The sequence below is a fragment of the Dyadobacter sp. HNCC25DJ183 genome (assembly GCF_056895175.1).
In genome coordinates, this window is the sequence record NZ_JBXHAP010000006.1 from 288,923 (window position 1) to 307,186 (window position 18,264).

An 18,264-nucleotide genomic window follows, 5' to 3' on the forward strand; every position below is an offset into this window, starting at 1 on the left:
GTTCAAAGGTGGACAAGCCTGTCCGCTTTTGAACATTTTTTTTGGTTTATAGTCGCGCAGGCAGTTGTATATGAGGTATTTACAGAGATTGGCATAGGTTTGTTGCAAAAGGTTATTTACATGAAACAGCTTCCCGAAGCGTCACTTTAATCATGTGAGTACAAACCCTTTTTCCTGACAGGCAGATGCTTAAAAACTACCTCAAAATTGCATTTCGAAACATCTGGAAAAACAAGGTTTTTTCTGCGATCAATATCATCGGTCTGGCAGTAAGTATGGCGGCCTGTATCGTGATCATGCTATTTGTGGTTTACGAAAAGAGTTTTGACCGGCAGCACTCAAAAAATATTTACCGCCTCGACGAAGTACAGAAATTTGAAGGAATGGTGGCACCGCAGAAAGTGGCACTTTCTATGTTCCCGATGGGCCCGACCCTCAAAAATGAATACCCGGAGATCCGCAACTACACACGCGTCAACGCAAGTACCGACATGCTCGTTATGCGGGGACAAAAGAAGGTGGAGCTACCAAGAATCCTCTGGGCCGATCCCAGCTTTTTCAGCCTGTTTGATTTCAGGCTGCTGGAAGGAGAGCGCGAAAATGTACTTAAAGAGCCCAATACCGTGGTGTTGTCCCGGGAATATGCAACCAACATTTTCGGGAACGAAGATCCGATCGGCAAGACGATCAACCACTACGGGAGCGATACACTTGCTTTGAAGGTGACCGGAATCATAGAAAATGTACCTGCCAATTCCCACCTGCAGTTTGACGCATTGTTCTCGTTCAGTTCAATCACGCGCCCCGATTTTATGGACAATTGGGGCGGCAACTGGCTGGTCACTTATCTTGAACTTGCACCTGGTACCAACGTCGCCAGCCTTGAAAGGAAGTTCCCTTCCTTTTTGCAAAAGCACATGAAAGGGGATAACTGGAAGTTCTACGAGCTCTTTTTACAGCCGCTCGCCGAAGTGCATGCGAAGTCCACCGACATTACGCATGATTACATCAATTCTCAGAAATTTGATCAGAAATACACTTATATCTTCTCATTGATCGCGCTGATCGTACTGGTTATTGCGTGTGTGAACTTCATGAACTTATCAACCGCACGGTCTACCGGCCGCGCCAAAGAGGTAGGTATCCGTAAGTCCATTGGCGCGCAGCGGTTGCAGCTTTCCGGTCAGTTTTTGGGTGAATCTATTCTGCTATGCATGATTTCGCTGGTGCTAGCTGTATTGATTGTCAAGCTGCTGCTTCCATCCGTCTCGGATTTCAGTCAGCGAAAGCTCGATTTTTCTATTTTCACCAATCTGCGCCTGTTGCTGATTGTACTGGGCGGAACGGTGCTGATAGGTATTTTCTCCGGACTTTACCCGGCCGCATTCCTCTCGGCGTTCGAGCCGATTAAGGTTTTAAAAGGTACTTTACGCACTGGCAAAAGCACATTCAGGAGTGCATTGGTGATCACGCAGTTTACCAGTGCCGTTTTCCTGATTATCGCCACCGGCTTCGCTGTGCGGCAGCTTCGTTTTATGGTTACAAAAGATCCGGGTTTTGATAAGGAACAAGTAATTATTATCCCGCTCGATTCGAAGTCAGGTCCCAAATACGCCTCGCTCAAACAAGAGCTGCTCACCAGTACTTTCGTGGAGTCTGTCACAGGTTCGCAGCAGCGGTTGGGCAACAATTTTCATCAGACCGGGGTAAGGTTCCAGGGCACGGGACCGGTGAAGGAAATCGCATCGTCACAGGTGATTGTGGATAGCGACTATCTCAAACTGTACAAGATCAAGCTGATCGCCGGCCGGAATTTTGAAGATACGCCGGGTGATAATGCAAAAACCTACATTATCAACGAAGCACTTGCCAAGAAGCTGCTGCAGGAAGAGCCGACTTTAACCGTGCAATCGCTGATTGGAAAACGGTTTGGTTTCGGCGGAATGGATTCGCTTTCTACCATAGTTGGCGTGGCGGAAGATTTCAATTTCAATTCTCTTCACCATAAAATAGAAACCTTGTGCCTGTTCAACCAAAAAGACTGGGGCTATTCCGAAATGTCCGTGCGGATCAAAGGTACCCAGAATGAGCAGGCTATATCGGCTATCAAAGCGCAATGGACGCGGATCGTACCCGACCAGCCTTTTACGTATTCATTCCTCGACGAACATTTCGCCGAACTTTACCGCGCCGATACGCAGGTGAGCGAAATCGTAGGTATACTGGCTGGCTTGGCGGTATTCATTTCCTGTCTGGGTCTGTTCGGTTTGGCTTCTTACTCCGCCGAGCGGCGTTTCAAGGAGATAGGCGTACGGAAAGTAATGGGCGCTTCGGTCGCAGGTATCGTGGCGCTGCTTTCGGGTGATTTTATCAGACTGGTGATTGTGTCAATCCTGATCGCCTCGCCGCTCGCCTGGTGGGCTGTCTCCACGTGGCTGCACGATTTTGCTTACCGCATCGATGTGGAATGGGGCATATTCCTGAGTGCTGCGGTACTCGCCGTGCTCGTTGCATTGGCGACGATCAGCTTCCAGAGTATCAAGGCCGCATTGATGAACCCGGTCAAGTCGCTGCGTTCGGAATAGTGTTCCGGTACAAGTAAATGTTGGTTTGAACTTAAAATGAACATTAATATAGCAATCTCATGAGCCACATTGCCATTCCAATCCCACCGCTTCAGGGGAAGCAGGAGATTAAAGTTGAAGTGACGATCAATGGAATTAAACAAAACTTATTTTACCGGGTCGAGCTGTTTTACTGGGAAGATTGCTCCAACCCCGTAGCGCATCGCGCCGACTGCATCAGTGAAATGCTGTCGCACCACGATCCCGACTGGACGGTGTACTACATAGGCGCGCCCACCGACGAGTTTGTGCCCATTACGTTTGTTAAAAAAGAAAGCAGAAACCTGTTAAGAGAAGCTATCGCGTAAACACTACATCTTCCAGATTAAGAAAATCTTTATTTGCATCATTGTTGCATTTGTGGTTATCGAACTATATTTGCATCATTGTTGCATTTAAAGATTTTTTTATGAAAAAGGGTTTATTCAAAAGTTTGTTGATCGCTGCGGCACTGCTGAGCTTTACTGCCTGCGATAAGGACAAGGAAAAAGAAGTGGAGCCGGAGCTCGAAATGGAGCACCGTTTTGTGCGCATCCTGGTCAATGATGAGGTTTCAAACGAGCTTTCACTGGTGGATCCTCAGAAGCTGACCGCCGAAAAGTTTACGGCCAGTTTCCCTAAATCAGCATTGTACCGCACCGCGGCGGGAAGGTTTGGAGCGCTGGTGAATGGGACTAATAATCATGTGCAGCTCTTTGACACCGGTTTGGAAGGCCACGGCGACCATGTAGATGTGAAAGGCACCCCCAAGTTTGGCGCGCTGACAGGCGACGGAAATAAGCCCACACACTTCAAGAGCAAGGGTGACGAGATTATTACATTCAATGACGGTGACGGTACATTGAGCATTGCGCAGCAGGCGGATTTTCATACAACCGGGGCCAAAATGAAGCTGATCAATGCAGGGAATGTGGCACACCACGGCGCTATGACCAAGTTTGACAATGGAAATTATGCAATCACCGAAAAGGACGGTTCAGTTGCCGGGAGTTTGCCGGAGCGTGTAAAAATCATCGATGGTACCGGTAAAGCCGTACATCCGTCCAGCATTCAGACGAAAGGGATTCATGGAAATGCGTCCAACGGACAGATTTCTGTTTTTGGCTCCGCGAGCGGGATACTGGTTGTCGACCAGTCGGGTGCACAAAAGCTGATCCCGCACCCTGCTAACTTTGGCGATGCCTGGTTTGGCAGCATTTTCGAGGCAGCGGGTGTTGGCAAGTTTGTAGGCTTTACGGCTGCAAAAGGCGCTTTTCTCATTGATGTTAACAAAGGCGAAGTAACGCCGGTGCTGGCCAGCGCAGATATTATGCAGGCAAAGATCGACCTGGCTGGCAAGAACCTGGTCGCATTGATGTACAATGGAGAACTGAAGCTGTTTGATCTCGCGACGGGATCAGAAAAGGTGAGCGGAATGGTGATTTCTCCGGTTGCAAGAGACGAAGCGCAAAAGCCTCAGGTAGAAGCGACAGCCAGGTACATGTATATCACCCAGCCCAAATCGGGAGAGCTTCTGCAGATCAGTACTGCAAACCCCGCCCGCATTCAGCGTGTCAAAGTGTCGGGAACACCTTACCGGCTCAGTATTCTTGGATTTGAATCCAGCGAAGGACATTGATAATGTTGCAGGCTGTCGGCAATGTTAATCACGCCGACAGCTTGCAACTTTTTACATTCGATCCCTCATTTTGCCTTGCTTACCGGCTGTGCATGGAAGGTCAGCCGGCCCCAATACTCAGGGTAATGCATATTAATAATTCCCTGCGGCGACCATACCCAGTTGTATTCAGGAAGAATCTTCTTTGTGCCGGGATCACGCTTTCTGGCGTATTTTCCATCACTGTCCACTTCATGCTGCCAGTTAACGCGTGAAAAGTTAATCCGCCATTCAGATCCGTCTCCGGGCATTACTGCTGCCACCTGGCTGGTAGATAATCCTGTAAACGGAATTGCAATCTCGACAGTCCATCGCTTGTCTCGGTCGACTGCATTGTTGATCGTTCCGTCAATGGAAACGGCGGTTAGCAACCCTTTGATATCCCACCTGATGTCAGCCTTTCCGCCGCTGCGATAAGTTTTTGCGAGGAAAAGATCAAAGATGTTGTTGAGCGCGTTTACTTCCAGCTCATAGTAATTGTCGGTATCTCCGTCGGGATCGATGAAAACCTCGAAATCATTTTCCAGGTAAACAATCTGGTCTTTCTTGTTCTGATAAGCCCAGATATGCTCTTCCTCGATCACTGCCGCGATGTAGAGGTAGTCTTTGTCCCAGAGCATTTTTGCGCGCGTTTGCTGCAGGGGCTTAGGCTTTTTATCTCCTTCTATATCTTCAAAAAGCAAAGTCCACGCGGCTTTTTTCCACGAACTCTCATTGAGCTTGCCGTCAATGATGATTTTCTTGCCGGGCTGGTAACAATCATAGCTTTTTGGCTGTGCGGGAGCCTGTGCGAGATTTTCCTGAAAAAAACCGAATAGTACCGAGGCAAAAAGAGACAGACAGGTTCTGGAAAGCAATGTTGAAACATCTGTAACCGAAATGCCGCTCATATTTTTTTCTCGAAATAGAGTACACCTTCGTAGGGATTATAATTGTAAGGCGGCGTTTCCACGAACCCGAAAGATTTATACAACTTAACCGCCGCCGGCATTTTGGGACCAAGTGTGTCCAGCTTGATGGTTTTGTACCCCAATACTTCCGCCTTGTCGATCAGTGCGCCCAAAAGTGCCTTTCCAATGCCCATTCCCTGAAATTCGGGTTTGATATACATTCTTTTTACTTCGCAGGTGTGGTCATTTTCTATCCTCCGCAGCCCTGCTACTCCGATAGCCTGGTTCTCGGTTTCCACCAGGAACAAGGCGCCGGTGGGTTCGCCATACATTTGCGGGAGAATGGTGAGTTCGTCGTCAAAACTCTGAAAGGAGAGGGTAAAATCCAGGGAGTTGGCGTATGCGCGGAACATGGCTGCGCCTGCCTCGTATTCGGATGCTGTACTGGCTTGTTTAATGTGAAAATTCATACTATTTCGTTTTTTCTAAAAGTCTTCCCGCGCGCATCTGGTTGCTGAGTAAAGTCTGAAAAAGTTTCCAGCGGAGCTCAGGTGCATTCGCGGTGCCGCCCTGCGATTCAATGTAATTTTTGACAAGATCCTGTCCGTAATTATAGTTGATCACATAGCTTCTGTATTTCCGGATAAAGCGGATATAATCTACCGCGCCTTTTGGTGGAAGCAAACAATAGGCTTCCAGCCAGCGCTGAGCCTCTTTTTCATCCATCTTTCCACCCAGCAAGCCACGCGCAACTTCGTTTCTTGCATAACCAAGCCGGGATTTGAGTGATAATGCATTGAAATAAGCACTTGTGCCCGTAGTATCCAGACCGGCCACCGGCAGCAGCACATTCTTGCAAAATTGCTCCTGCTCTTTTCCGGGGAACGCAATGGAGATACCGTAGTTGGCGCTGCCTTCTGCAATGAGCGATTGGGGACTGAAGAGCGGATAAAGGGATACTTCAAGCCAGCCTTTGTCACGGAAAAGGTTCTTTTCCAGCAGTGCATTGTACACGTGGTGCCCGGGATAACCTTCGTGGCAGGCGAGATCTATCGCACGTTCAATGAAGATCGGCTGGCTGATATTGATCTGGATCAGACTGTGAAAATTGCCTTTGTACCAGTTGTAGCCCGACCAGGGTTTGTCTGTAACATATTCCAGCTCGAAGGTTTCGTTTTCAGGTAATTTGTAATGGGCCAATGTTCTCCTGCGTGCTTCGGCAATGGCGGTTTGAAAAACGGTATCGATTTTATCTTTCGGAATAAGAAAACGCCCGGCCATTTTCTGGTAGCGCTCCTGGATGCTGCCTTTGCCGGGCAGAACACGGTCCAGCTTGGAGATCAGATCCTGGAAATGCTTTTCATTATAAACCGGCGCAGTGGCGTCAAAAAGTTCTTTGGACTCCGTATCAAAAGGAGCGAAATCCTGGGTGAAAACCTTGATCCGCCGCTCAAATGCCGTCAGTTGGTAAATCAGCCAGTCAGCGCGGGTGGCGATTGTGTCATTGGAGGTACCTTTCTGTAATGCTTGCAATTGCGTTTTCAATGCAGCTGCTCTGGACAGAAATGCTGCTTTTGGAAAGGTATCGGACTTGCTTTCGGAAGGTTTCAAAGAATCGGGGCCATAATATGCATCTACAAAGTCGGTATCATAAGCTCCGATCGCGAGCCCCAGTTTGACATATTCCTTCCCGATCTCGCCAAGCTTCGTCTTATCATGCTCATTTTCAGAAGAAGATGAACACGCATAAAGAATAACGGAAAGAAAGAGAGTAATGCATTTTTTTATAGCATTTGCGACTTGGTGGTTACTTGTTCCAATATAGGAATTTAGGTGCATGTGAGAAAGTTGTGGAAGCACTTTGGTGCTGCATCACACATCAAAATCAACATGCCCCAAACTGAGTTGTATTTTCCCAGTTTGTCCGGGTGAAAAAAGCTGGAATAGAATTGATATTATCTTCCCTGATTCCAAAATATTGTGAACCCAAACAACAAGAAACAAGGCTGACATGGGCAAAAAGGCTGTATATGCAGAACAGGAGTTGGTAGTTCTGCTCAAGAACAACAATCGAACCGGGTTCGACTATCTGTATGAAAACTATTCAGCTCCATTGTACGGCATTGTGCTGAAAATCGTGAAAAGCGAAGACAATGCAGCCGACGTATTGCAGGATACGTTCCTGAAAATATGGAAGAACATTGGCACTTACCAGCCGGAAAAAGGTACTCTTTTTACCTGGATCCTGAATGTAGCCCGCAATACCGCCATCGACAAGCTGCGCGGGGAAGTGAAGCTCGAAAGAATGGTCAAGTTACAGGCGGTTCCTGAACACGAATTAAACTCCAAACTGGCATTTTATCCCGCCGCAGCCAATTTCGATATCAAACAACTGGTTGATAACCTGCTCCCTGAGCGGCGCACATTGATCGACCTGGTTTACTTCCAGGGTTATACCCACGAGGAAGCTTCGGAATACCTGAGCCTGCCGCTCGGTACGGTTAAGTCGCGCGTGCGCAAAGCTTTGCAGGACCTGCGCGGCGTGTTTGCATTGCGCGAGCTGAGTCTGTACGCAAACTAGAAAATCAAAATTTTTACAGCTAAAATCCATTAAAACTGAAAGGAAGGTTGTGGATTTTCGTAAAACGGCGTGTAAAACTTGTAGAAGCGGGCTTTTTGCAAAAAATAAAATTGTCGAAATTCTTCAGTGGAATAGACCGGTTTTCGGATAACTATACTGCTGAATAGTGTGTGTTGCAGTAACCGTTAAATAAAAACGTGTTATTATTTGGTGCATCCCTGCATTCAATTGCGCTTGCAATTAATTTTACCCGCACAGTAACTATGCATTTACCTGTTCTCCACAAACCAGCTGCGCACAGCAAGCAGCCAGAAATGCACCCTGCATTTTCTGTGAAGTAATTACCGCCAGGCATTTCCTTCAAAGTTAAAATCCAGCTTCCGGGAATGTCCGCCTTTGTAAAGGCGTGATATCGAAAAATTCATATCAATACTTTTATGTATTGTCAAGAATTACTGCTCACCAAGTTTCGAAATACATCAATAAGTTTTCTCGTCAATATTGGGAATTATACGGTTTTTATCGAAGAAATACTTTTTACTAAAACCGTAAAATTAATTTAGAAATCAGCGGTACACCTACTTTGGTTTGATTTGTAATATAAAAAAAGTTATATTTTTTAATGGTCTGCGCATGTACATTTGCCCGTACATTTTATTGACTTACTCATTAAGCTAACCATTTACAAATCAATTACCTTATGAAAAAATTTTCCTTACTGTTACTTTTATTCGTGCTCAATCTGGGAGTTAGTCTGCCCGGATTTAGTACAGGCGTCGACTGCGACTGTCTAGGCTCCCAAAACGCCGTCAAAAATGGAAGTTTCGAATCCGGTACAAACTATTGGAGCAAAACAGACGGTACCAATTTTGGCACCGATGAAGCATACAATATGTGCGGCAGTAAAAATGGTCTGATCACAGGATCGGGTACAGTGTACCAGGTGGTGGATCTGCAAGGCGGGAGCCAGGTTGACCTTTCCATTTATGGAGGTACCCACAACATAAGCAAAACGCACCAGTTCAAACTGACTTTCTATACAAGCAACAACCAGGAAATAGGCGGTGACGAAAACAGGAGAGTCATCAACATGGACTACAAGGTTACCAACAACCAGCTAAAACATTTCACAACTTCGATTATCGCGCCGGCTAACGCGGCGAAAGTGGTGTTGTCCATTTACTCCGGCGGCGACTATTTTAAGTTCGACGTGGCTTGTCTGGGCATAACCCCGCCAGCGCCTACTGACTGCGGCTGCCCCGACTCGGAGAATGCACTGGCTAACGGAAGCTTTGAAAACGGCACCGCGAGCTGGTCGAAAACGAGCGGGACCAACTTTCAGACAGATACCAAATACAGCCAATGCGGCGCAAAAAATGGTCTGATCGATGGTGCGGGCATTATTTACCAGGAAGTAAACGTATCGGCAGGCGCTGAGGTAAACGTGAGTGTATATGGCGGAACGCACGATACCAGCAAGACGCACCAATTCTGGCTGACTTTCTACAACAGTGCCGGACAGAAGATCGATGGCCCTCACAACAAGGTAGTTGACATGAACTACAAGGTGACCCAGTACCATAAATTAGAGGAATACAAACTATCCGGTACCGCACCTGCTGGCGCCACCAAAGTGCGCTTGTCGGCCTATTCGAGTGGTAATTATTTTAAGGTAGATGTAGCCTGCATGAATATCACCACGCCTCCGCCATCTGACTGCGGCTGCCCTGACTCGCAAAATGCGGTTAAAAACGGAAGCTTTGAATCTGGTACCGATGCATGGACCAGGTCAACAGGCACAAATTTCAGCCAGGATGAAGCATACAGCGTTTGCGGTTCTAAAAATGGTTTGATCTCTGGCGCAGGCAGCATTTATCAGGAAATTGATTTGACACCCGGCAGCGTTGTGACAGTTAAAGTGTTCGGAGGTACCCACGATACTTCCAAAAACCACGTGTTTAAGCTTGAATTTTACACGAGCTCAGGTCAGTTGATTACCATTCCGGTAAACAGTGACAATAATGTACAAATGGATTACCGGGTTACACAGACGCACAAACTGCAAGAGTACAATCTGACCGCGACTGCGCCTCTTTTCGCTGCGAAAGTCCGTTTCTCCGCAGTTTCAAGTGGCGATTATTTCAAAATAGATGGCGTTTGTATGTCAATCACACCTCCTGCAAAAGAGTGCGAAGGTTGCAACGACAACAGGCTAACCAATGCGAGTTTTGAAGAAGGTACTGTGGGCTGGATTACGACAGGCAATGTGAGTGCGGAAACAATTATCGCAAACTGCGGGTCGAAAAGCCTTATCCTGCAAGGTGCGGGTTCATTCCGCCAGGATGTAGCCGTTGACGGAAATTCAGGAAATACAGCCAATCTGATATTCTATGGCGCAGTTACTGAAAACAGGGACCAGAAAGTTCAGATCATTTTCCTTGACAATTCAGGAAAAGTGTTGGGTAGTATTTTCAGGGATGTTGACAAAATCGTAGATGCATCTCCGTGGGGATTGCAGAAATACGTATTGGCGGGAACAATGCCGGTTGGTACTACTATCGTTCGAATCCAGGCGTCGGGATCAGAAAATTACCTGGCTATCGACGGTACCTGCTTAACTTTCACAGGCCCTCCGCTTCCTGTAACACTCGCTTCTTTCAATGTGAAAAAAGAAGGAACAACTGCTTCCCTGGTCTGGACCACCACACTTGAAACCAATTCTGACCATTTCGATGTGCAGCATAGCGGTGACGGTAAAAACTGGTCGGTACTTACCACAGTGAAAGCACAGGGCGAAAGCAAAGCCACTATCTCTTACAGCTATACCCACACCAGTCCGTCTGCGGTTAACCTGTACAGGCTGAAAATGGTGGATGCGGATGAGACTTTTGCATACAGTTCTATCAAGAGCCTGAATTTTGAAGGTGATGGACAAATGCGCATTTACCCGAACCCAACTTCGGACCGCATCAAATTTACTGGTAACCAGCAGATCAGCAATGTAAAGCTGTACAATGTAAATGGCGTGCTGGTACTTAACACCAAGCCGGATACGGACAATGAAGTGGACCTGACCAGGCTTGCACAAGGAACTTACTTCGTGAAAGTAAATGACGGTACAACCACGCGCAAAATTGTGGTAGTAAGGTAAAGCAGTCTTTTGCAAACAGCCGGAAGGCCTTAAAACCCCTCCTCCTGAAACTCAGGGCGAGGGGTTTTTTATAATATGTTCCTAACTTTCCGGAAAAGTCACTTCGTCATTTTGTGGATTCTGTAAATCGTTTTTCTAAATCGCCGGAAGGTACAATAGTACAGCAGGCGCCATTATCCCGGTCAGACTTCGGCACCGATTTTCGCTGGGGTGTTGCCACAGCCGCTTACCAGATAGAAGGTGCGGTGAATGAAGACGGCAGGGGAGATTGCATCTGGGATATTTTCGCGAAGAAGAAAGGTAAAATCAAAAATGGCGACAATGCGCAGACTGCCTGTGATTTTTACCATCAATATGAACAGGATCTGCTGCTGGTCAAAGAACTCGGCTTTACCGATTTCAGGTTTTCGATTTCATGGTCGAGGATACTTCCGTCGGGATTTGGAGCAGTCAATGAAAAAGGTATTGCATTTTACAACCGGCTCATAGACCAGTGCATTGCATTGGGCCTGGTGCCTTGGATTACGCTATATCACTGGGACTTGCCGCAGGCGCTGGAAGAGCTCGGGGGCTGGACGAACCGGCAGATCGTAGACTGGTTTTCAGAGTACGCGGCCATTTGTGCCACGGCTTTTGGCGACCGCGTCAAGAACTGGATCATACTGAATGAACCCATGGCGGTTGCCGGGCTGGGTTATACGACCGGCCTGCACGCACCCGGCAAAAAAGGGATCTGGAATTTTCTCCCTGCGGTGCACCACCTTGCATTGTGCCAGGCCGAAGGCGGAAGGAAAGTTCGCGCGCTGGTACCGGGAGCATTCATCGGTACTTCTGTTTCCTGTTCTTACGTGTATGCAGAGTCGGGTAGCGCGGCAGATATCCGTGCGGCGAAAAGAGCCGACACCGTGATGAACAGGCTTTTTGTGGAGCCGGCACTCGGACTGGGTTATCCTGTTCAGGATTTTCCTTTTTTGTCAAATCTGAATCGCTACATGCGGGAAGGAGATCTGGATAAGCTCACGTTTGACTTTGATTTTCTGGGTTTGCAAAACTATTTCAGCGTCGTCGTGAAACATTCCTGGCTCGCTCCGGTAGTCTGGCTGAAAGAAGTGCCCGCGAAACTGAGGAACGTACCGGTCACCAGCATGGGCTGGGAGGTGGATGCCGACGGAATGTACAGGATTCTGAAACAGTACGCTGCCTACGAAGGCATTAAGGAAATCATTGTGTCGGAAAGCGGAGCCGCCTTTGAGGATCATTATATAAATGGAGAAGTAGCTGATCCGGAGCGCAGGCAATATTTTGAAGACTATCTGGCTGCGATCCTGAAAGCGAAAAACGAGGGCGTGAAAGTTAATGGATACCTGGCGTGGACTTTAATGGACAATTTTGAATGGGCGGAAGGTTACGCTGCGAGGTTCGGATTGATTTTTGTTGATTTCAAAACGCAGCAGCGGACGATCAAAGAATCCGGTTTGTGGTTCAGATCTTTTTTGAATGCATGAAATCCGTCGCTCGCATTTACAACCATTAATGCGGCTTGTACGTCTTTCAGCAAACCTGTAAACTTATTACTAAATGAAAATCCTCATTGTACTTTTCGGCCTGCTTGCCTGGATAGGCTGCCACGATGAAAGCAGCGTGCTTGATGACGAAGTAGTGGAAGTGGAAGCCACCTGGACCAATCAGCTGGCGTCAGACGGTTGTTCTTGGCATTTCAGTGTTTCCACCAAGGATAGTACCTATTCTCTTTTGCCAGATGAAGCTTCACGCAAGACGATTGAGGCAGAGCTGGGGATTATTAAAGAGTATTACAGCTTCACGCCGGTACAATTAAAGTACAGTAAAACCGGAAAAAAAGCCGCTGTTCAATGCGGCTGGAGTAAAACGGGTACTTTTGATGAAATCAAGGTAATCTCAATCCGCAAAAAATAATTACAAGTTCAGGATCTGCTTCGCCTCTTTCTCAGAATAATAGGGGCCTAATTCTGCCTCATCTATAATTTCTTGCACCTGCTCCTCTGTGGCGGGTGTTGCTTTTTCATGATGTTCATACTGGTTGTCGATGTGCAGGGTAATCAGGCCTCTTTGTTCCAGAGTTTGCAGGATTTTGGTTACCAGTGCATTGTCTGTATCATTAACCTGGATTTGGTAAGTTTTCATAAGCTTTTGAGTTTGGAGCTACTTTCTCAAAAATCGTACCCGCTGGTTACTGTTGTACTGGTTAAGTGTGCATTGTTCTTTGAAATTGTCCGGATATGAACAGTACTTATGGTGTAAGTTTCTGTCCAACAGATACTTAAATGGTGGCTCAATTATTGAGCATTCATTGAAACAAACAAAGATTTGCAGTTACCATTGATTTATCCGGAACCGCGCAACTTCTTCTTCGTTTTCAGCATCATTGAGCAAACATCTGATAATCATGAAAAAAAGACATTTACTTCTGATCGCATTTCCATTGTTGCTGGCAACGGGCGCTATAGCGCAGTCTGACAGCGAGCAGCCTTACGTTTCCAAAAAATTCACAAGCTCATCTTTGAAAGAGCTTGTTGTTGAAACTTCGGGAGGATCCATTTCCGTGACTGGCGGACAAAGTGATGGTTTTAAGGTAGATATGTTTGTAAAACCAAATAATTGGAATGGAAAAGACGAGCTATCGAAAGATGAAATTGAAGACAGGCTTGAAGATTACGATATCCTGATCGGAACAGAGGGGAACAAGGTTGTGGCTACCGCCAAGCGGAAATCAGGTACTACCTGGAACGACAAAAAGAGCATTTCGATCGGGTTCAAAGTATATGCGCCGAGGAATGTAGCAACCAATCTGAAAACTAGCGGAGGCAGCATTAAGATCGCTTCTTTAACCGGTGAGCAGAATTTTCAGACAAGCGGAGGAAGCCTGAAAGTGGAAGATCTCAGCGGAATGATACACGGACGCACCTCCGGCGGGAGCATTGACGTAACAAATTGCACTAACGAAATAGACCTTGAAACCAGTGGCGGCAGTATCAAGGCAACCGGACTGAAAGGCAAAATTGAACTGAATACCTCCGGAGGCAGTATCACACTCAACAGCATCAATGGCGACGTTGTGGCGCATACGAGTGGCGGCAGTGTGAAAGGAGACGATATCAGCGGCGCATTGGATACCGGAACTTCGGGCGGTTCTGTGCGGCTGGCAAATGTTTCGGGCAGTATCAAGGCAAGCACAAGCGCGGGCAGCGTAGAAGTGGAACTCACCAAGCTGGGCAAGTACGTGGATATATCCAGCTCCGCCGGCAGCGTGCGCGTAACTATGCCGATGGACGCGGGAATGGACCTGAACCTGAAAGGAAACAAAGTCTCCATCCCTTTGAAAAATTTCGATGGTCGCGCTGAGAAGGAGTATGTTCGCGGTAAAATGAATGGCGGCGGCATTCCTGTCACATTATCCGCCAGCAGCGGCAGCGTTTATGTAAATTGATCCATACAAAAGCATTACGAAAGAACGTCGGGTTTATCGCCTGACGTTCTTTTGTTTTTTGACCGATACCAAAATGAATTCCGGACGTCAAAAGGGAAAAGCGCCTTTGACTTATGTTTAAAAAACTGACGGAGCAGATTCAGGATTTCTTCGAAATTTCAAGAAAGGAGGCACGCGGCGCGATCGCATTGATGGTGCTTTGCGCGCTCGTTATCTGGTTTCCCTTTGTATTCAGAAGGTATATACTCCCGATTTTTCCGCCCGGTCCGGCGCCGTTGAGCGAGGCGAAGCTGGATAGCATTGTGGCCGACATTGAAACTGAAAACAAGACTAGGTTTAAGGAACAGAAAAAGAAGTCGCGCCAGCAGTACGAAAAACCTCCCAAACCAGTCCGTCTGTTTGCATTTGACCCGAATGCGGCTACTGTGGAGCAGCTTGCTGAGCTGGGAATACCCGTATTTTTGGCCAAAAGGATAGATAAGTTCAGGTCAAAAGGAGGGAAGTTCAGGAAAAAGGAGGACCTGCTGCACATCTATGATTTTCCGCCGGATCTGTTTCAAAAGCTGGTTCCTTTCATTGAAATAAAGAATAACAACACTGCATTGACTGCAAAAAGTAACTTCTCCAATGCGCCTGAAAATGTCAATAAAACCAGAGAAGGAACACGGAAATTTACGCCTCCAGTTATCGCTTCCTTTGATATCAATACTGCGGATACTAGCCAGCTCGTCAGGCTGCGCGGCATTGGTACCAAACTTTCTGTAAGGATATTGAAGTTTCGCGATGCACTTGGCGGGTTCCATTCGAAGAGCCAGTTTGCCGAAATCTTCGGTCTTGATTCGGTTGCATTGGGTGAGCTTGACAAATATGCGGTGATATCGACCGGGGTGAAAAGGATCAATATCAATACGGCGACTGCTGCTGAACTGGGAAGTCATAGCTATATGAAAAACAAAAAGCTGGTTTCAGTAATTATCAATTACCGTAACCAGCATGGAAGCTTTAAAAACAGCGCCGATCTGCGCAATGTAAAAATACTTGACGAGGAGCAACTGCGGAAAATAGAGCCTTACCTCGACTACTGAACCATTAAAAGTTAGGTTTCAGCAGGTATTTGGAATAGAATGTATCGATCACCTTCACAGCCTCGTCGGGTGTATCTACAACGCTGATCAGTTTCAGATCTTCCGCATTGATATTCCGCTCCGTGAGCATTGTGCCTTTGATCCAGTCCAGCAGCCCGGTCCAGTAAGAACTTCCAACCAGCACGATCGGGAAGCGGCCGATTTTCTTGGTTTGGATCAGGGTTAATGCTTCAAAAAGCTCATCCAGCGTACCAAAACCGCCCGGCATCACTACGAAACCTTGTGAGTATTTAACAAACATTACTTTCCGCACAAAGAAGAAGTCGAAGTTGATGCTCTTGTCGTGGTCGATGTAAATGTTGCTGTGCTGTTCAAAAGGCAATTTAATGTTGAGTCCGACAGACTTACCGCCTTGCTCGGATGCACCTTTGTTACCCGCTTCCATGATACCCGGCCCACCACCGGTGATCACCCCGTACCCGTGCCTTACCAGCTTTGCAGCTATTTCCTCAGCTGTTTTGTAGTGCGGGTTATCGGGCAATGTCCTTGCCGAACCGAACAGGGAAACGCAGGGACCGATCTTCGCCAGTTTGTCAAACCCTTCCACAAACTCGGCCATTACTTTAAATATAACCCACGAATCGGCACTTTTTATTTCATTCCAGTTCCTGTCTTCAAAGGCTTCCTTGATCCTTTTTTCATCTTCGGGCACTGCCGGATTAAGAAGGGAAACGTCAACCAACTCTGCATTGGTTGGTTTTGTTTGTTCACTCATATCACTCATATTCTAAACTCCATTTAATTGTTAAACCATATAATGGTATTTTTGTATTACAAGCGTGCCTTGGAGCCGCTCGCTATTCACCCGACCGTCTGCAAAAGACGGGCCTTAATTAACAGAAAAGTAATGAGAAAAATTGCTATTGGTTCAGATCACGCCGGATTTCCATACAAAGAACCGATCATTGAATGGCTGACTGCAAATGGTTTCGAAACCAAGGATTTCGGGACTTACAGCCCTGACTCTGCAGACTATGCAGATTTCGCACATCCTGTCGCCAGTGCTGTTGAAAGCGGCGAGTTTGAAAAAGGGGTTTTACTATGCGGAAGCGGCCAGGGGGTTTGCATTACTGCCAATAAACACCAGGGAATCCGCGCTGCATTGGTGTGGGATACTCCGCTGGCAGCATTGACGAGGCAGCACAATGATTCCAATGTAATCTGCTTTCCGGTACGTTTTATGGAGTTGGAAACCGCATTGGCGAGCCTGGAAGCTTTCCTGGCTACCGAATTTGAAGGCGGCCGTCACCAGACGCGGGTTAATAAAATCGCTTGCTAGTTGGTGCGTTCGTAAATGCCTTTCCAGGGGCTCAGCTTATATTGCTTCTGTAATGCCGGAACTCTGCTGAGCAGTTTCGGCATTAAATTCACTTTATCGATCACGTAATCCGGCGGGTCCTTTTTGAAATTATCATAAACATGGATCACGCTGTCGAAGTTATCCAGGCTTCGCAAATCGTAGCTCGCCAATTCCCAGTTCAGGTAGGGTGTGGCGGTGTAGTTATCGATATACTCTCCTGAGTGACTTCCCAAAACAAGAATGCGTTTCCCGGTAATCTGTTCAGGCAGGTTAGCCGGCTTGGTGCGCAGGTTTTCCAGTCTTCCCATTGAAATACCCGGAATAATTCCCCGTAATCCCTGGTACTGAATCAAAATAATCACCGCACCCATTAAGGTGAATTGCAGCTCGTCGGCCCAGCTGTTTTTCTTGAAACTCTGAAAATAATGGGTAGCAAAGAATGCAGCTGGCGGAATGAAGATCACAAACTGCATAGGAGCCAGAAACTGCATGAGCGGAATTGTAAATACCGCGACAATGAACCACAGCGCCATTACCTGCTGAATGCGGGTTTGATAGTTGACAAACCGGAGCGTGGTGAATATCCGCATAAAGCCCATGATCCCAAAGCCAAGCGGCAGCAGGAGGGAAGCAAGCAGCGACGAAAAATCGTTGAGGTTATATTGTTTTACCTGAAACACCGAGGTAAGCAGGTTCCTGTTCAAGCTTTCAATGCCGTTGTTCAGATAGAAAAACAGTACGACCATTAACAAGGGAAACAGGGAGCCGAAAAGACCCAGTAAGTGGTGGCGGATCGTGGAGCCTGTGTAGAACAGCAGCGCCAGAAACGCCCAGATTACAAAGAGAGAGGCGGGCAGATAAAACAAGGTCGCGATCCCGATGTAGAGCCCCATTTCAAAAACCTGCGTAGTTACCTCGCGCCTTACCAGCATTTTGACGATCGACCCGAATGCAAAAAGCAGGAATGTGTTGGCCATCAACATGGGTGAAAGTGTACCCATATCAAATGAGATGTTGAGGAACAGGGTATAGAGCGCCCCGGGCAGGAATGTGCGTTCGGGGAATACTTCCCGCGAATGGATGACATAGTTAAAATACAGGATCTGGACAATGGATACCGTCATCGCGGCGATCTGATAAACCCATTGCGTACGGCCGAAGAGGCTGTCGATCAGCCAGTAAGTCAAGCCGGAGAATGGGCTCACATTGTCCCACACATCCCGGTAAAGCATGAAGCCGCGGCCCATTTGTTCACCCACGAGCATCCAGCTCAGTTCAGGGATCAGCAGGGGTGCACCACCCAGGAAAAAGGGGAGGCGGAGCAGCAGGAAGAATACTACCAGGCTGATGGTCTGATACCTTGCATTGACTCGGAAAAAACTAAGCAAGTACGATGCGGATTATGTAGCTTACGGGAATAACTTTTACGAAATTACAACGCTGCATTCTA

At 47.2% G+C, this 18,264-nt stretch carries 16 protein-coding genes; 10 read left to right on the forward strand and 6 right to left on the reverse strand.

What is annotated here, in order from left to right:
- Window positions 1-185: 185 nt before the first annotated feature.
- From AC1XTG_RS16920 to AC1XTG_RS16930, 3 genes are all read left to right on the forward strand, one after another.
- A complete protein-coding gene (locus tag AC1XTG_RS16920; RefSeq protein WP_484842743.1) occupies window positions 186-2,585 on the forward strand; it encodes an ABC transporter permease in 2,400 nt (799 codons plus the stop codon).
- A 59-nt stretch (window positions 2,586-2,644) separates the two neighbouring features.
- A complete protein-coding gene (locus AC1XTG_RS16925; RefSeq protein ID WP_056281164.1) occupies window positions 2,645-2,932 on the forward strand; it encodes a hypothetical protein in 288 nt (95 codons plus the stop codon).
- 101 nt (window positions 2,933-3,033) lie between these two features.
- Entirely contained in the window at window positions 3,034-4,242 is a 1,209-nt protein-coding gene (locus AC1XTG_RS16930; protein WP_484842744.1) for a hypothetical protein, read from the forward strand.
- 65 nt (window positions 4,243-4,307) lie between these two features.
- On the opposite strand, the gene AC1XTG_RS16935 is transcribed toward AC1XTG_RS16930, so the two are convergent.
- The 3 genes from AC1XTG_RS16935 to AC1XTG_RS16945 are packed head-to-tail and all read right to left on the reverse strand — an operon-like array spanning window position 4,308 to window position 7,010.
- On the reverse strand, window positions 4,308-5,171 hold the full coding sequence (locus AC1XTG_RS16935) for a carbohydrate-binding family 9-like protein (RefSeq protein ID WP_484842745.1): 864 nt from the start codon (window positions 5,169-5,171) through the stop codon (window positions 4,308-4,310).
- Complete coding sequence (locus tag AC1XTG_RS16940; protein WP_484842746.1) at window positions 5,168-5,641, reverse strand: GNAT family N-acetyltransferase; 474 nt, start codon at window positions 5,639-5,641, stop codon at window positions 5,168-5,170. Before AC1XTG_RS16940 ends, AC1XTG_RS16935 begins: the two co-directional genes overlap by 4 nt.
- Before the next feature lies 1 nt (window position 5,642).
- A complete protein-coding gene (locus AC1XTG_RS16945; protein WP_484842747.1) occupies window positions 5,643-7,010 on the reverse strand; it encodes a hypothetical protein in 1,368 nt (455 codons plus the stop codon).
- Between the two features lie 172 nt (window positions 7,011-7,182).
- On the opposite strand from AC1XTG_RS16945, the gene AC1XTG_RS16950 reads away from it, so the two are divergent.
- The 4 genes from AC1XTG_RS16950 to AC1XTG_RS16965 all read left to right on the forward strand — a co-directional run bounded on the left by AC1XTG_RS16950 (window position 7,183) and on the right by AC1XTG_RS16965 (window position 12,838).
- Entirely contained in the window at window positions 7,183-7,752 is a 570-nt protein-coding gene (locus AC1XTG_RS16950) for an RNA polymerase sigma factor (protein WP_484842748.1), read from the forward strand.
- Window positions 7,753-8,452: 700 nt separating this feature from the next.
- Entirely contained in the window at window positions 8,453-10,903 is a 2,451-nt protein-coding gene (locus tag AC1XTG_RS16955; RefSeq protein WP_484842749.1) for a T9SS type A sorting domain-containing protein, read from the forward strand.
- 113 nt (window positions 10,904-11,016) lie between these two features.
- Entirely contained in the window at window positions 11,017-12,408 is a 1,392-nt protein-coding gene (locus AC1XTG_RS16960) for a GH1 family beta-glucosidase (RefSeq protein ID WP_484842750.1), read from the forward strand.
- Window positions 12,409-12,481: 73 nt separating this feature from the next.
- Window positions 12,482-12,838 carry a hypothetical protein gene (locus tag AC1XTG_RS16965; protein ID WP_484842751.1) on the forward strand — a complete coding sequence of 119 codons (357 nt, stop codon included), beginning with the start codon at window positions 12,482-12,484 and terminating at the stop codon, window positions 12,836-12,838.
- Here the strand turns inward: AC1XTG_RS16965 and AC1XTG_RS16970 are convergent, their stop codons facing one another.
- Window positions 12,839-13,066 (reverse strand): hypothetical protein, encoded by a 228-nt coding sequence (locus AC1XTG_RS16970; protein WP_056281180.1) that lies wholly within the window; start codon window positions 13,064-13,066, stop codon window positions 12,839-12,841.
- Window positions 13,067-13,328: 262 nt separating this feature from the next.
- On the opposite strand from AC1XTG_RS16970, the gene AC1XTG_RS16975 reads away from it, so the two are divergent.
- Together AC1XTG_RS16975 and AC1XTG_RS16980 are read left to right on the forward strand one after the other, a co-directional pair.
- Window positions 13,329-14,369, forward strand: a complete 1,041-nt coding sequence (locus AC1XTG_RS16975) for a DUF4097 family beta strand repeat-containing protein (protein WP_484842752.1) — start codon at window positions 13,329-13,331, stop codon at window positions 14,367-14,369.
- 113 nt (window positions 14,370-14,482) lie between these two features.
- Window positions 14,483-15,454 (forward strand): ComEA family DNA-binding protein, encoded by a 972-nt coding sequence (locus AC1XTG_RS16980; RefSeq protein ID WP_484842753.1) that lies wholly within the window; start codon window positions 14,483-14,485, stop codon window positions 15,452-15,454.
- A 4-nt stretch (window positions 15,455-15,458) separates the two neighbouring features.
- On the opposite strand, the gene AC1XTG_RS16985 is transcribed toward AC1XTG_RS16980, so the two are convergent.
- Entirely contained in the window at window positions 15,459-16,229 is a 771-nt protein-coding gene (locus tag AC1XTG_RS16985; protein ID WP_157474580.1) for an LOG family protein, read from the reverse strand.
- Window positions 16,230-16,361: 132 nt separating this feature from the next.
- Between AC1XTG_RS16985 and rpiB the strand changes: the two genes are divergently transcribed.
- Complete coding sequence (rpiB, locus tag AC1XTG_RS16990; protein ID WP_031525927.1) at window positions 16,362-16,793, forward strand: ribose 5-phosphate isomerase B; 432 nt, start codon at window positions 16,362-16,364, stop codon at window positions 16,791-16,793.
- Here the strand turns inward: rpiB and AC1XTG_RS16995 are convergent.
- Window positions 16,790-18,202: a hypothetical protein gene (locus AC1XTG_RS16995; RefSeq protein ID WP_056281185.1), complete on the reverse strand. Its 1,413-nt coding sequence runs from the start codon at window positions 18,200-18,202 to the stop codon at window positions 16,790-16,792. The genes rpiB and AC1XTG_RS16995 overlap by 4 nt on opposite strands.
- Window positions 18,203-18,264: the final 62 nt, after the last annotated feature.